This is a genomic window from Helicobacter burdigaliensis, from assembly GCF_003670295.1.
Taxonomy (GTDB): domain Bacteria; phylum Campylobacterota; class Campylobacteria; order Campylobacterales; family Helicobacteraceae; genus Helicobacter_D; species Helicobacter_D burdigaliensis.
Map to the genome: position 1 here is coordinate 1 of NZ_QXJG01000030.1, position 14,316 is coordinate 14,316.

Here is a 14,316-nt window from a genome sequence, read left to right on the forward strand (position 1 = left end):
GGTAAAGTATTATTATCTATATTTCTAGCTAAGACTAATTGATTAGATAAGAGTATAGAAGCTACTATGCTAATGCTAAGAGTTCTTTTAAAAGAATAAGAAGATTTGTTTTTAAAAGTATTTATAGAATGGGATTTACTTTTAAAGACTTTATTCTTTAATGTTTGATTTAAAGAATAATGTAAATTAGTTTTTGTTTGTGTATTTGTTTGCATTTGTCTTTCTCCTTTTTAAATAAAGTGATTCTTATTAAAGAATATTGTTAAATTGAGATTCTTTTAAAAGAAAGAAAAAGAAAAAAAGAAATTGTTTTTCTTTTTTATTCTTTCTTATTTAATTAAAGAATCTAAAGGAAGTTTCTATAAAAGAAAGTTCTTTTAGATTCTTCTTTCTTGTTTAATTCAAGTGATTCTTTTTATTCTTTTTTGATTCTCCTTTTTTAAAGAATCTAGTAGAGGATTCATAAATGGGGAAAAGAATCCTCTAATAGAGTCTTTAAGAGTTTTAGAGTAAAACTCTTTATTGCAAAAGAATTCTCGTGGCGTTTTCCAAAGGATTAACTGCTTAAGCAGTGAATGAGAAAAAACTGCTTGCAGTTTTAGGGTTCCCACTTCCTGCCTAAGAGAATTACTTTTGAATAAAGAGTTTAGGAGAATAGAGAAATTAAAAAGGAATGGTTTAAATTTTTTGGTTGCTCTTTTTAGATTGCTTCGGCACAATGTGCCTCGCAATGACAGGAAGGAAGAGTATAAATCCTGCAAGGACAAAAGAGAATAGATTGCTTCAGAAGCAAAGCTTCTTCGCAATGACAAAGTGGATAGTTTAGAATTATTTATAGTGTTTGTTTTAGTTTTAAATAAGAGTTTATTTGTAAGATTTGCAATAGCATTTAGATTGCCACGCAGTGCAAGCACTGCTCGCAATGACAAGGGGATAGTGATAAAAGAAGGTTAATAAAGAGAGGCTATTTGCCCCCCCCCCCCCGCACTATAAGGGAAGAGGTATTAAGATTTAAAAAACACATAAAACCTCCTTAATAAAATAAAATCTAATTTAAAATTTTATGTAAATATTATAAATTTACATAAATAACATTTAATTTTTAAATTTTAAAAAATAACTTTTTAAAAAAGAATAAAATATGAAAATCTTATTTTTAATTAAATTTTAGTTATTATAAAAATTCTTCTTTTGAAATATAAGCAAGACATAATCCTTATCTTTTGGTAAATTTTAATATTAATTTAAGTTAAAATTTCATTAGTTTTTGCTATAATTAAGCTTATTTTAATTTTTAAATTTAGGAGTTGTGCATATTATGGATAAAATTTTAAAGAGTATTTTATTGCTATTTGTTGTGTTGTTTTCAAATTTTCTTTATGCAGCAACTATCCAAGAAGCCAAATGGCCTCAAGGCAAAACGATTTTAAATTTCTTTGAAGAAAATAAAATACCCCTTAAAGTTTATTATGATCTCCCTGCTGAAGATAAAGAGCTAGCCGATGAAATCATCAGTGGAAATACTTTCTACTCTCTTTATGAGGGAGACACTTTGCTCCAAGCACTCATTCCTATCAACGAAGATTCACAACTCCATATCTATAAAGATTCTAAAGGCTATGGATTAAGAGCTATTCCCACCCTTTATTTTAAAGAAGAAAAAACAATTGCCCTCTCTGTGCAAAGCTCTATTTATAATGATATTGCAAATTATACTGGGGATAGTTTTTTAGCACATGAATTTATCCAAAGCTATAAAAATAGTGTAGATTTTAGAAGACAAATCAAAAAAGATGATAAAATAGCAATTATTTATGAGAGAAAATATCGCCTTGGAAGACCCTTTGGAATGCCACAAATTAAGGCCTCTGTCTTAAATGTAGGTAACCATAATCAATATGTTTTTAGAAATAATGATGGGAATTTTTATGATTTAAATGGCAACCATCTTAATAAATACCTTCTAACTACTCCTCTAAAATACAAAAGAATCTCATCTCAATTTTCTATGGGTAGAAAACACCCAATTTTAGGATACAAACGTCCCCATTTAGGAGTGGATTATGCAGCACCTAGATACACTCCTATCAAGGCTGCTGGAAAAGGTAAAATAATCTTTTTGGGCACAAAAGGAGGATATGGCAAAACAATCATTATCCAACATGAAAATGGTTATAGAACTCTCTATGCACATATGCAAAAATTTGAAAAAGGATTGAGAAGTGGCTCTTATGTCTCACAAGGCAAAGTAATCGGTGCTGTCGGTAGCACAGGGCTTAGCACAGGACCTCATTTACATTTTGGACTTTATAAAAATGGAAATGCCCTCAACCCTCTAAAACATTTAAGAATCGCTGTTTCTGCACTTAAAGGCAAACAAAAAGAAGAGTTTTTAGAGCTTGCAAACTCTTATAAGAATGATCTGCATTCTGCTTTGGCAAATAGCATAGATACAAGCCCTATCCAAAAAACGCAAAATTCTTATATTGTGTATCTTACAAAAACGCCACAAAATGCCCTCAACTAAAATGAAACAAATTAGCAATATCCGCTTTTGTGAATGTGTGGATTCTAAATATGTCAAACCCAAACGAATGCTTTTTTGTGAGAATGGCAAAGAGAGAGCATGGGATATTATAGAAGCGCATGATAGCGTTGCTGTGCTTTTATACCATACACAAAAAGACGCTTTTTGTATCGTCAAACAATTTCGCCCCGCTGTCTATCTAAAAGAAAAACAAAGAAATGCAATCGCACAGGAACTTGGCTATACTTATGAACTTTGTGCAGGCATCACTGATAAACCCAATAAAAGCTTAAAACAAATCGCAAAAGAAGAAATTTTGGAAGAATGTGGGTATGATGTGCCTTTAGAAAATATAGAAAAAATCACAGAATTTTATAGTTCTGTGGGATTTGCTGGAAGCAAACAAACTCTTTTTGTCGCCAGTATTGATGAAAGCATGCAAAAAACAAAAGGAGGGGGTGTGGATGATGAAAATATAGAAGTTATCTATATCAAAAAAGAAGAAGCTTATTCCTTTATCTTTAATGAAAGCTACCCCAAAACTTCAGGAATTATGTTTGCGTTTTTATGGTATCTTAAAAATAAGGTTTAACTTTGGCAAATACAGAAGCACTCACAAAGCTTGTTGCAAAACTAGATGAGATCAAAGAAGCATGGCAAATTTATGAAATTTTTGAAGAAGAAAGAAAAAAATTTAATGAAGAATTTGCACTCTTAGAAGAGGATAAAAAAAAGCTTATAGAAACTTTTAATGAAATTTCTGCTAAAAATGCAATGCTTTTAGCTCAAAATAAAGACTTGGAAGAAAAAAATAAAGCACTAGAGCAACACCTAAACAAAGCAAACCAACCCATCTATAAAATAGTCCAAGCAGAACCCAAAGATACAAGCTTCTTGCAAAATCAATTTGAGAATTTAAAACAATCTCTTCACACTATGCAAGAAAAACAAAAAAAATTTCAAAAACCTATTTTAGAACCCTTAAAAAAAGTGGAGATTCTTTATAAAAATACAGAAAAGCTCTTAGCCGTCCCTGCAAAAGAATATATCGCAACAGGCAATGCAACGCTCCTAGAAGCTTATATTGAAGAATTTGAAAAATGGCTCTTAGAATTTGATTTAGAATTTTCAAAATTTGGTATTGAAATTAGGGATTTTAATAAAGAAGAAGAGTATGAATAAGCCCCTAAAAATCTTCGTATCTTCTTTAGAATACTCCTCTAATATACACTTGCTTTATCTTTTAAAAGAACTTAAAAGCTTACAAATTGATTTTAGTTTATGCGGGATTTTTGATAGCCATTTGTTAAAAGATTTTAGAAGTGATTTCTCACCAAATAATTTTAGAATTATGGGATTTATAGGAGCCTTAAAGGTTCTTAAAACTTATTTTAAAACTAAAAAAGAACTTACAAAAATTGCCTTAAATTGCGATATTGCTCTTTTTATGGATTCCTCTTCTTTTAACATTCCCCTTATCAAAAGCATTCAAAAAAATAAAATTACTCCTAAGATTATCTATTATATTCTCCCTCAAGTTTGGGCTTGGAAGTCTTATAGAGCAAAAGTTTTAGAACAAATTTGTGATGAATTGTGGGGGATTTTGCCCTTTGAAAAACAATTCTATACACAAAAAGGAAAAATCTCTTATGTAGGACATCCTCTTTTAGATGAGATTCCACATTTTTTCAACACTACCCCTAAAAGTGGAAATATTGCTTTTATGCCCGGGTCTAGAATGGCTGAAATAAAATCCTTAATGCCCCTTTTTATTCCCCTTGCTAAAGCCTTACAACAAAAAGGTAAAAAAGCTTTTTTGATTGTCCCAAAGCATTTGCAAAATAGAAATTTAGAAGAAATTTATGGAAAGCTAGAAGATTTTACTCTCTATTTTGATACTTATGAAGCTTTAAATTTAAGTGAATTTGCCTTTGTATGTAGTGGAACTGCTACTTTAGAATGCACGCTTATGGGTATCCCCACCCTTTTAGTTTATAAAGCAAAATACCTAGATTATCTCATAGCAAGAATGCTTGTTAAGCTAAATTTTATAGGACTTGCAAATATCTTTTTGGAGTTTTACTACTATAAACACCCCTCTTTGAATCCTAATCCCAAAATTGCCCCCATTCATCAAGAATTTTTGCAAAACCATGCAAATTTAGACAATCTCCTAAAAGCTTGGGAATCATACGATTTTAAACACTTTTATCAAGAAAGAAAAGTGCTTTTAGAGTATTTAAAAAATGGTAGTGCCACAAATTGTGCAAAAAAGATTCAAAACTTTATAAAATAAGGGCATTTTAAAAGCAGTTAGTGTATGATGAGTGATTAAAATCAATTTGGAGATATTATCGTGCAAAATGAACCAATGACACAATATGGTTATGAAAAACTTATTAATGAATTAAAAAATTTAAAAGAAGTAGAAAGACCTAATAACATAAAAGAGATTGATACAGCAAGAGAGCATGGGGATTTAAAAGAAAATGCCGAATACCATGCAGCAAGAGAAAAGCAACTTTTTATTGATGCTAGGATTAATGAGCTAACACAGCTTTTAGCTCAAGCTAGAGTGATTGATCCTAAAACTATCACTCACGATAAAGTAAGCTTTGGCTCTACAATTCTTTTAGAAGACTTAGATACTGAAGAAGAGCTTTGCTACACCATTGTAGGGGCAACAGAAAGTAATCCTGATAAGGGTTTAATCTCTTTTCATTCTCCCTTAGCAAAGCAGCTTTTAGGAAAATGCGTGGGCGATGAAGTCAATGTAATCTTGCCAAGAGGCAAAGCAGATTATGAAATTTTAAAAGTATTTTACAAAGAAATCAACTTTGAATAAAGGAGGAATATGACTAAAATCAAAATTAAAAAGCTAAATGAAAATGCCATTATCCCACAATACCAAACCAAAGGTGCTTCGGGGCTTGATTTGTGTTCTTGTGAAGATTTAACTATCCCTAAGGGTAAATGGACTTTAATTCCCACTGGGCTTGCAATAAGCATTGAAGAAGGATTTGAAGTGCAAGTGCGACCGCGTAGTGGATTAGCACTTAAACATGGAATTAGTGTGCTAAATACGCCAGGAACGATTGATAGTGATTATAGAGGCGAGATTAAAATCATTGCAATTAATTTTGGTGAAAGTGATTTTTCTATCAAAAAAGGCGAACGCATTGCACAAGCTGTGCTTTGCAAAGTAGAAAAAGCAGTGCTAGAAGAAGTAGATACCCTTGATACAACTCTGCGTGGCGAGGGTGGATTTGGTAGCACAAATAAATAAGGAGCTTTTATGAGTATGAAACAAAATTTAGATTTCATTAAAAAAGAAATCAATAATGATGAAAAAATGCTAGAAGGATTAATCCGTTTTGAGGGTTGGTTTAAACGCTATAAAACTCCTCTTGTTATTTTAGTTGTTTTTATGGTTTTATTATGTATTGGTTACTATGCAAATGGAATCTATACAGATATGCAAAAGCAAAAAAACTATAATTTCTACTCTAAAGCACTAGAGGGCGATAAGGAAGCACTGCAATCCCTCAAAAACAGCAAAAGCAAGCTTTATGATTTATTTTTATTTAAAGAAGCCATTGCCTCTAATGATAACGATACTTTAAAAACTTTGGAAAACTCTAAAGATTCTATTATTGCAAAATTTGCAAAAGCCCAAAATGCAAGTTTAAACAAAGATATACCCGAGCTTTCACAAAGTTCTTCAGGAGAATTTGCACTTTTAGAAGCAGCCTATCTACAAATTCAAAAAGGAGATTTTAAAGCAGCCGATACAATTCTTTTAAAAATCCCCGATAACTCGCCCACAAAAGAAATTGCAAATGCACTAATGCACCTAAAAGCAGGAGATACAAAATGAAACAAGCCTTAGGATTTTTATTTGTTTTACTCTTTATAAGCGGTTGTGGCTCTAAATACTATTATGAACCAAAAGAGGGAGAACTAAAGGGAAGCACTTCTTATACCAGCTCTATTCCCTCACCTATCATAGCTATTTCAAGAGATGGGGCTACACTTAAAAATGGAAATTTCATCACAAAAAATGGAGAAGTGATTAATATAACTCTTCCTAAAGATGCACGCTATTTAAATGAAGGCGAACAATACTATCTTGCTACTAGCAACACAAAAGAGCTTATCTTAATCAACAAACAAACAAAAGATACTATTCATCTAAACTTTGAAGCAAATCCTATTAGTGCGAGTATGGAAAATAATCTCATTGCTATTATTTTTGATGATAATTCTTTGCAAATTTTTGACTTTGATACCAAAAATTCTCTTTATAAGCTATCTAATCCATCAGCTCCTACAAACAACACACTCATCGCCTCTCCTTACTTTTTAGGCGATATTATTGTAATGCCAACTTTAGATGGTAAATTAGTGATTATTGACAAGCCTAGTATGCGTATGATTAGAAATATCGTTGTCAATGGAGAAAAGCATTTTAATAATGTAATCTTCCTAGATGCCATTGGCAATAGAATGGTAGCTGCTACACCTAAGCGTGTAATTTCTGTAAGCCCAAGTGTTATTAACACTTTTGAAGTGAATTTAAAAGATATTCTTTTCTTTGAAGATAGAATCTTTTTATTTTCTTCTGAAGGAGAAGTTATCCTAACAGATGTGGATTTAAATGAAATTAAGCGTTTAAAATTCCCTTTTGCCCATTTTAGCGCCCCAAACCACGGGCGTAAAATCAATGTGCTAGAAACGCAAGGATATTTTTTAAGCATTGAAGATGATTTAAGCGGTTATGAAGTTTTTGAAATCCCTAGCGAAATCAAAGAACCTGCCTTTAGTGCTGGAGAAAAAATCTTTGTAGATGATTCGTATTTAGATTTAAACTAGGCTTAACTTATGATACTTTGCGACATTGGGAATACTTTTTTACACTTTTACAATCATGGAAAAGTATGGAAAGAAGAGCCTAGTAACTTATCTAAAAAAGATCCTAATGAAGTGATTATTTATATCAGCGTCAATAAAGAATCTACAAAATCCTTGCTCTATTCTCACCCAAAATGCTTTGATCTTACCCCTTATTTGTATCTTGATACAGCTTATAAAGGACTTGGCATTGATAGAATAGCAGCTGCTCTTGCAGTTCCAAATGGGACGATCGTAGATGCAGGAAGTGCCATAACTATTGATGTTATGCATAATGGGATTCATCTTGGTGGTTGCATATTGCCTGGGATTGAGAGATATAGGGAATTTTTTAGCACCATTAGTGTGCTAGATTGCGATTTTAATTTAAGCGTAGATTTAGAAGCATTTCCACAAAATACGCAAGATGCAATTAGTTATGGCGTTTTAAAATCTATTGTTTGTATGATTGCTCAAAATTCAAAAGGTAAAAAAATTTATTTTACAGGAGGAGATGGAAAGTTCCTCTCCCGCTATTTTCCAAACTCTATTTATGATGATTTACTTATCTTTAAAGGAATGCAAAATGCAATCCATACTCACATTACTCCAAGAGGTATCAAACTATGATAAAAGTCGCACTCCCTAAGGGAAGAATCGCAGCACAAACCCTAGAAATTTTTGAAAAATATCTCAATGCAAAGCTTATCTTTGAAGATAGAAAGCTTATTTTAACGCATAAAAACTTCACTTTTATGCTTGTAAGAAATCAAGATGTTCCTATTTATATCCAAAGAGGTGCGGCTGATATTGGTGTAGTAGGCTTAGATGTTTTAGAAGAAAAAGAAAGTCCCCTTGTTAGACTTTTGGATTTAAAATTTGGAAAATGCAAGGTTGCCATTGGCTCACCTAAAGACTATGTGCTTGATTTTTCTAATCCACATTTAAAAGTTGCCACAAAACTAGAAAATATCACAAAAAAATTTTTCAACAAAAAGGCTTTAAGTGTGGATATTATAAAGCTTTATGGTTCTATTGAGTTAGCCCCCCTTGTAGGAATGGCAGATGCGATTGTAGATTTAGTAGAAACTGGCGACACTATGAGACAAAATAATCTTAAAATTGATGCAGTTATTATGGAGATTAGTGCTTATTTAGTGGCAAATCGCAATAGCTTTTATGAAAAAAAAGAAGAAATTTTACATTTGCACGAATTTTTTAAAAATCATATTAAGGAGTAAAAATGGGTCAAACAATTACAGAAAAAATTTTTTCAAATCATGTAGGCAAAGAAGTTTATGCAGGGGAAATTATAGATTGTCCCATTGATATGGTAATCGGCAATGATATTACAACTCCACTTTCTATTAAAGCATTCAAAGAAAGTGGCGCTAAAGCTTTAGCAAATCCTGATGGATTTTGCATTGTTATGGATCACTTTATCCCCGCAAAGGATATTGCAAGTGCAAATCAAGCAAAAATTAGTCGTGATTTTGCCAAAGAGCATAATCTAAAATACTTTTTTGATGAAAAAGATATGGGGATTGAGCACGCATTGCTTCCTGAGAAAGGACTAGTAGTAAGTGGAGATGTAATTATAGGAGCAGATTCTCATACTTGCACGCATGGAGCTTTGGGGGCTTTTAGCACCGGTATGGGAAGCACAGATTTAGCCTATGCTATGATTAGTGGAAAAAACTGGTTTAAAGTCCCTAGTGCAATTAAAGTAGAATTTAGTGGCAAACCTGCTCCACATATCTATGGAAAAGACTTGATTTTAGAAGTGATTAGACAAATTGGGGTAGATGGCGCACTCTATCAAACCTTAGAATTTTGTGGAGAAGGGATTAAATATTTAAATATGGACGATAGATTCTCACTTTGCAATATGGCTATTGAAGCAGGAGCAAAAAATGGAATTATCGCTCCTGATGACATTACAAGAGAATTTTTAAATTCAAGAAAAAGCTTGAGGGCTAAGCCTAGAGAATTTTTCTCTGATAAAGACGCAAAATATAACAAAATCTTGCAAATTGATATTAGCAAATTAGAGCCCATCATCGCCTATCCTTTTTTACCAAGTAATGGCAAGAGCATCACACAAGCCACAAAAGATGATTTAAAGATTGATCAAGTATTTATAGGAAGTTGCACGAATGGACGCTTGAGTGATTTAAAAATTGCAAGTGAGATTTTAAAGGGTAAAAGAGTGCATAAAGATGTAAGACTTATCATCACTCCAGGAACACAACAAATCTATAAAGACGCACATAAATTAGGCTATATTGATATTTTGCTTGAAAGTGGTGCTTTAATTTCAAACCCTACTTGTGGAGCTTGTCTTGGTGGATATATGGGAATCTTAGGTGATAATGAACGCTGTGTATCCACTACAAATCGCAATTTTGTAGGTAGAATGGGTGCTAGAAATTCTGAAGTTTATCTAGCAAATTCAGCAGTTGCAGCTTATAGTGCAATTAGAGGTAAAATCGCAGATCCAAGAGAGATTTAATTTAATATTTTACTTTAAGCAGTGGTTTAACCCACCTTTGCTTGATTAAGATTTTTCTCTTTTAGATGGCTTCCTTGTAATCTTTCTTTTTACTATAATCTTAAATTATTTAATTACTTAAACTCACACAATTATAGATAAATTAATTAGCAATAATCCAAAGCTTTATATGAAACTCTAGCCAAATCATTACCATATTTTACCCTTTTTACTAATTTTACACTACATTATAAACTAATATTTACCTTTTTCTTTGCAAAAAGAATGAGTAAAATTTTCTTGTAACTTTTACTTAAATTAAAAAACCTTTATTTTTAAACATTTGCTTCTTTAATAATCTAGTCCATACCCCCCCCCCTAATTTGCCTTATAAAAACCACTTTTTCTACATTTCTAAACTTAAAATATAAATGATAATCATTTTTATTATCTTTTAATAATCTTTGTATTAAAGTATTGCTTTAATAATTTTAAGGAGTCAAAATTGCTAAAAAATTCATTGATTTTAATTTTTATTTGTGCGATACCCTTTTGTCTAAACGCACAAGAAACACAAACTTATCTACTCAACAAATCTACAATTAATGCAAAAGATGAAAATACTTATAATTCAAAAAGCGGTAATTTAGATAAAGACTTTATAAAAAACTTTCCTAGTGGCAATGGAGATATTACAAGTATCTTAAAAGCAATTCCTAATGTGCAATTTGATAATTCACAGCTTAGTTCTAATACCCCCGGAGAAATAGATCCTGCAAATATTAGCATCAGCGGTGGATTATTCTATCAAAATAGCTTTTTGCTTGATGGCTTTAATATCAACAACGATTTAGATCCCAATGGGGAAAATAACACAAACACGATTATGTCTTTTAGAGGCAATAAATCTCAAGGTTTGGCTATTGATAGCTCTCTTTTAGAATCTATTATCGTACAAGATAGCAATATAGGTGCTGCTTATGGTGGCTTTATGGGCGGAGTAGTAGAAGCTAACACTAAAAAGCCAAAAGGCGATAAATGGCATGGGAGTTTATCATGGCAATACACTTCTAGCAAACTCACACATTATTTTATAGAAGACAATAAATATGCAGAATTTTTGCAAAGCTCTAATGAAAATTACCAACCAAAATTTAATAAAAATATTTTTAGAGCTTCTTTAAATGGAAAAATTACCCAGAATCTAAGTCTGATTACAAGCATTTCACAAACACGCTCTAAAATCCCCTTACAAGCTTACAATAACACTATAAAAGAAGGCACAGAAAAAGGAAGCTCCAAAGAGCAAAAAAGACAAATAGATAATTATTATCTCAAAGCCTATTATGATGTATCGCCTAATTTTCACCTAGAAACAAACATAGCCTATGCACCCCAAGACAATACCTACTACAATGAAATTTCAAAAGATTCTTTTTACCGCATTAAAAGTGGCGGATTGCAAAGTGGGATAAAAGGGATTTACAGCACTCCTTATGGGGTTTGGAATAATTCTTTGGGTTTTTCTAATTTACAAAGCTCAAGAGATAGCGATAAAGATTATTGGATATGGTGGCAATATGCTCCAGATAAAAATTGGGCGGTAAATAGCGTCCCTTATGCGTATGAAGGAGGATATGGAGATATTAAACAGCTTCAAAGAACGCTAAATTACAAAAGTGATTATAATTTTGATGAGATTTCATTTTTAAACCTAACTCACAAAATTTCACTAGGTGCAGAGCTAAACTATCAAAGTGCAAGCAGAGAAAGATTAGCAGACTTTTATACAAGCATTGGCAAAACCAAAGATTTAGGAAGCTATACTTGTGGAGTGGATAGCTTTGGCTTTAGCACTTGCTCTAGCATAACCCCTTATGACAAGCCCACTTGGAGCGGACAATGGATGAGCGATTTAAGCTATTATCAAAAAGGAAAAGCAAGTGTTGAAAGTCTGGCTTATGGAATTTATTTAGAAGATGATATGGAGCTAGATTTAAAAAATGCAGGGATTTTCAATATCCGCCCCGGAGTTAGATTTGAGGGCGATGATTATATGGATAAAAAAACCCTTGCACCACGATTTGCACTAAGCTATATAGCTCCTTGGGGAGGAGGAGAGTATAAAAGCACTTTTGTTTTAGGTGCTAATAGATATTATGGTAGGAATCTCCTTAGCTATCGCCTCTATGATAATGTCCTATCCACACAAAAACAACTCCACAGAGATACACCAAACTCCCCTTGGGAAATTTCAAAAGACACACCCCTTAGCTCTAAAGTGAAATTTTCTACACTGGATATTCCTTATAGCGATGAACTTGTTTTAGGACTTAACCAACAGCTAGAGCTTTTTAACGCACAAGTTAAATATATCCACAGAGAAGGCAAAGATGAGATTATGCGTATAAAAGGAGAAGGAGAAAAAGAAGGCTATGATAAAAACTATGAAACTTGGAGCAATAAAGGCTCTAGCACTAGTGATATTATAACTCTAAGTCTTAACAACAAAATTCCTTTAGAGCTTTTAGGAGTGCAAAACTACTTGCTTTTAGCCTTTGATTACACACAAACTAAAAGAGGTTACAATACTCAAACAATTGAAAATATTGACTATGAAAACGAATTAATCTATTATGATGGTAAGCTAATTTCTTATAAAGATAGACCTGTGGAAAATTTCTTACGCCCCCACACAATAAGGCTTAACACAACACATCTATTTAATCTCCTAAAAACACAATGGGTTTTAAATAATTTCTTCCGCTATCGTGCCCCATATGAGCGAATGGTAGCTAATGGAACTATACAAATCAATGGAGAGCAATATACAAAATATGAAAAATTTAATTTTCCTAGTGCTTTTAGCTGGGATATGCGTCTTGGGTTTGAAAAAAGGATAGTAGGTGATAACATTTTCTTTGCAAACTTTGATATTTTTAATGTATTAAACAAAAAGACAATGAGCGCACTTACAAATAATTCTGGCACCCCTATCGCAGGTATTGCCAACCAAACTGCAGTCCCCTCTTATGAAAGCGGAAGGCAATTTTGGATAGAGCTAGGATATAAATTTTAAGGAGAAATAGTGAAACTTTGGATAATATTTAGTCTATTTGTTAGTCTTAGTTTTGGGATAGACTTAAAAGCTCTAAGGGCTATGTATGCACAAGATAGTAGCAAGTGGGAAAAAGCTTGGATTGATGAGGGGGTAGAATTTAAAGAGTTAGCCCCACTTCCCATAACGCCCCCCTACCCTAAAGACAATCCCTACTCTAAAGAAAAAGAAAAGCTAGGAGAAAGATTATTTAATGATCCAAAACTTTCCTTATCCGACCAAATTGCTTGTGCTAACTGCCACGATAAAGAGCTAGGTTTTAGCGATGGAAGAAGTGTGAGCTATGGACACAATAGAGCACTTGGCAAAAGAAATTCCATTAGCATTTATATGAGTGCTTTTGGGGAGGAGAAATTTTGGGATGGGAGAGCCAAAAGCCTAGAAGATCAAGCACTAATGCCTATTAAAGATCCTTTAGAAATGGCATTTGACCCAGACAAAGCAGCCAAAAAGCTAAACTCTATCCCCTCTTACAAAGAGGAATTTAAAAAAGCATTTGGAACTTCTATCATCACGCCCACACTAATAGCTAAAGCAATCGCCACTTATGAGCGTAGCTTAATGCCAAAGCACAACCGCTTTGATAAATTTTTAAGAGGCAAGCACAATGCTTTAAGTGATGAAGAGATTTTGGGGTTGCATTTATTTAGAACTAAAGCTAGATGTGCCAACTGCCATTTTGGGCAAACATTTAGTGATTATAAATACCACAATCTTGGCTTAACCTATTATGGAAGAAAAAAGTATGAGGATTTTGGACGCTACGCAATCACACATAAAAATGAGGATATGGGAAGATTTAAAACCCCAAGCCTAAGAAGCATTGTCAAAACTTCTCCTTATATGCATAATGGGCTATTTCCGCATTTAGAAGGTGTAGTGAATGCTTATAATGCAGGAATGTTTCACCCAAAACCCAACAAAAAAGACGATCCACTCTTTCCAAAAACAGATTCACTTCTAAAACCACTTTACCTAAGCGATGAAGAAAAAAAGGCTTTAGTTAGTTTTTTAAAGACTCTTTGAAGCCTAAAATTCCTTTCTTTCACTCCGCAAGTTAATATTATATGCAATCTTACAAAAATAAAAGATAATATTAAAAAGAATTTAAAAGAGATTCTAATTAGAATCTCTTTTTATTTACATCGCTAATAATATCCTCTGCAATTCTATTTACATTATTAGTAATATCTTGCGTATCTTTAGCAATTGCTACATTATCTTGTGTTACACCCTCTAATTGTGCTACTGCTTCATTGATTTGAGCAACACCTTGTGTTTGCTCTTTTA

Annotated in this window: 15 protein-coding genes; 14 read left to right on the forward strand and 1 reads right to left on the reverse strand. The window is 32.6% G+C overall.

The features are described 5' to 3' along the window. Positions 1-215 (reverse strand): hypothetical protein (locus EBF09_RS08385; protein ID WP_157978199.1); only part of this gene is annotated, 215 nt, incomplete at its 3' end. Between the two features lie 598 nt (positions 216-813). Between EBF09_RS08385 and EBF09_RS09250 the strand changes: the two genes are divergently transcribed. From EBF09_RS09250 to EBF09_RS08455, 14 genes are all read left to right on the forward strand, one after another. Beyond that, positions 814-954, forward strand: coding sequence for a hypothetical protein (locus tag EBF09_RS09250; RefSeq protein WP_198672578.1), 141 nt, complete (start codon positions 814-816; stop codon positions 952-954). Between the two features lie 364 nt (positions 955-1,318). Further along, complete coding sequence (locus tag EBF09_RS08395; RefSeq protein ID WP_121764659.1) at positions 1,319-2,527, forward strand: peptidoglycan DD-metalloendopeptidase family protein; 1,209 nt, start codon at positions 1,319-1,321, stop codon at positions 2,525-2,527. Position 2,528: 1 nt separating this feature from the next. Then, positions 2,529-3,119: an NUDIX hydrolase gene (locus EBF09_RS08400; RefSeq protein ID WP_121764660.1), complete on the forward strand. Its 591-nt coding sequence runs from the start codon at positions 2,529-2,531 to the stop codon at positions 3,117-3,119. A gap of 2 nt (positions 3,120-3,121) precedes the next feature. Further along, a complete protein-coding gene (locus EBF09_RS08405; protein ID WP_121764661.1) occupies positions 3,122-3,709 on the forward strand; it encodes a hypothetical protein in 588 nt (195 codons plus the stop codon). Beyond that, positions 3,702-4,823, forward strand: coding sequence for a lipid-A-disaccharide synthase (gene lpxB, locus EBF09_RS08410; RefSeq protein WP_121764662.1), 1,122 nt, complete (start codon positions 3,702-3,704; stop codon positions 4,821-4,823). Before EBF09_RS08405 ends, lpxB begins: the two co-directional genes overlap by 8 nt. 75 nt (positions 4,824-4,898) lie before the next feature. After that, positions 4,899-5,372: a transcription elongation factor GreA gene (gene greA, locus EBF09_RS08415; RefSeq protein WP_121764670.1), complete on the forward strand. Its 474-nt coding sequence runs from the start codon at positions 4,899-4,901 to the stop codon at positions 5,370-5,372. Between the two features lie 9 nt (positions 5,373-5,381). After that, positions 5,382-5,813, forward strand: coding sequence for a dUTP diphosphatase (dut, locus tag EBF09_RS08420; protein WP_121764663.1), 432 nt, complete (start codon positions 5,382-5,384; stop codon positions 5,811-5,813). 9 nt (positions 5,814-5,822) lie between these two features. After that, positions 5,823-6,404: a hypothetical protein gene (locus EBF09_RS08425; RefSeq protein ID WP_121764664.1), complete on the forward strand. Its 582-nt coding sequence runs from the start codon at positions 5,823-5,825 to the stop codon at positions 6,402-6,404. Continuing rightward, positions 6,401-7,399 (forward strand): hypothetical protein, encoded by a 999-nt coding sequence (locus EBF09_RS08430; RefSeq protein WP_121764665.1) that lies wholly within the window; start codon positions 6,401-6,403, stop codon positions 7,397-7,399. Before EBF09_RS08425 ends, EBF09_RS08430 begins: the two co-directional genes overlap by 4 nt. A gap of 9 nt (positions 7,400-7,408) precedes the next feature. Further along, a complete protein-coding gene (locus EBF09_RS08435) occupies positions 7,409-8,047 on the forward strand; it encodes a type III pantothenate kinase (protein ID WP_121764666.1) in 639 nt (212 codons plus the stop codon). Beyond that, positions 8,044-8,658 carry an ATP phosphoribosyltransferase gene (hisG, locus tag EBF09_RS08440; protein ID WP_121764667.1) on the forward strand — a complete coding sequence of 205 codons (615 nt, stop codon included), beginning with the start codon at positions 8,044-8,046 and terminating at the stop codon, positions 8,656-8,658. The genes EBF09_RS08435 and hisG overlap by 4 nt, the downstream gene beginning before the upstream one ends. 2 nt (positions 8,659-8,660) lie before the next feature. Continuing rightward, on the forward strand, positions 8,661-9,929 hold the full coding sequence (gene leuC / locus EBF09_RS08445; RefSeq protein ID WP_121764668.1) for a 3-isopropylmalate dehydratase large subunit: 1,269 nt from the start codon (positions 8,661-8,663) through the stop codon (positions 9,927-9,929). Positions 9,930-10,413: 484 nt separating this feature from the next. After that, positions 10,414-12,987, forward strand: coding sequence for a TonB-dependent receptor (locus tag EBF09_RS08450; RefSeq protein WP_121764669.1), 2,574 nt, complete (start codon positions 10,414-10,416; stop codon positions 12,985-12,987). A 9-nt stretch (positions 12,988-12,996) separates the two neighbouring features. Then, positions 12,997-14,052 (forward strand): cytochrome-c peroxidase, encoded by a 1,056-nt coding sequence (locus tag EBF09_RS08455; RefSeq protein WP_232817709.1) that lies wholly within the window; start codon positions 12,997-12,999, stop codon positions 14,050-14,052. The last annotated feature ends 264 nt before the right edge of the window (positions 14,053-14,316 follow it).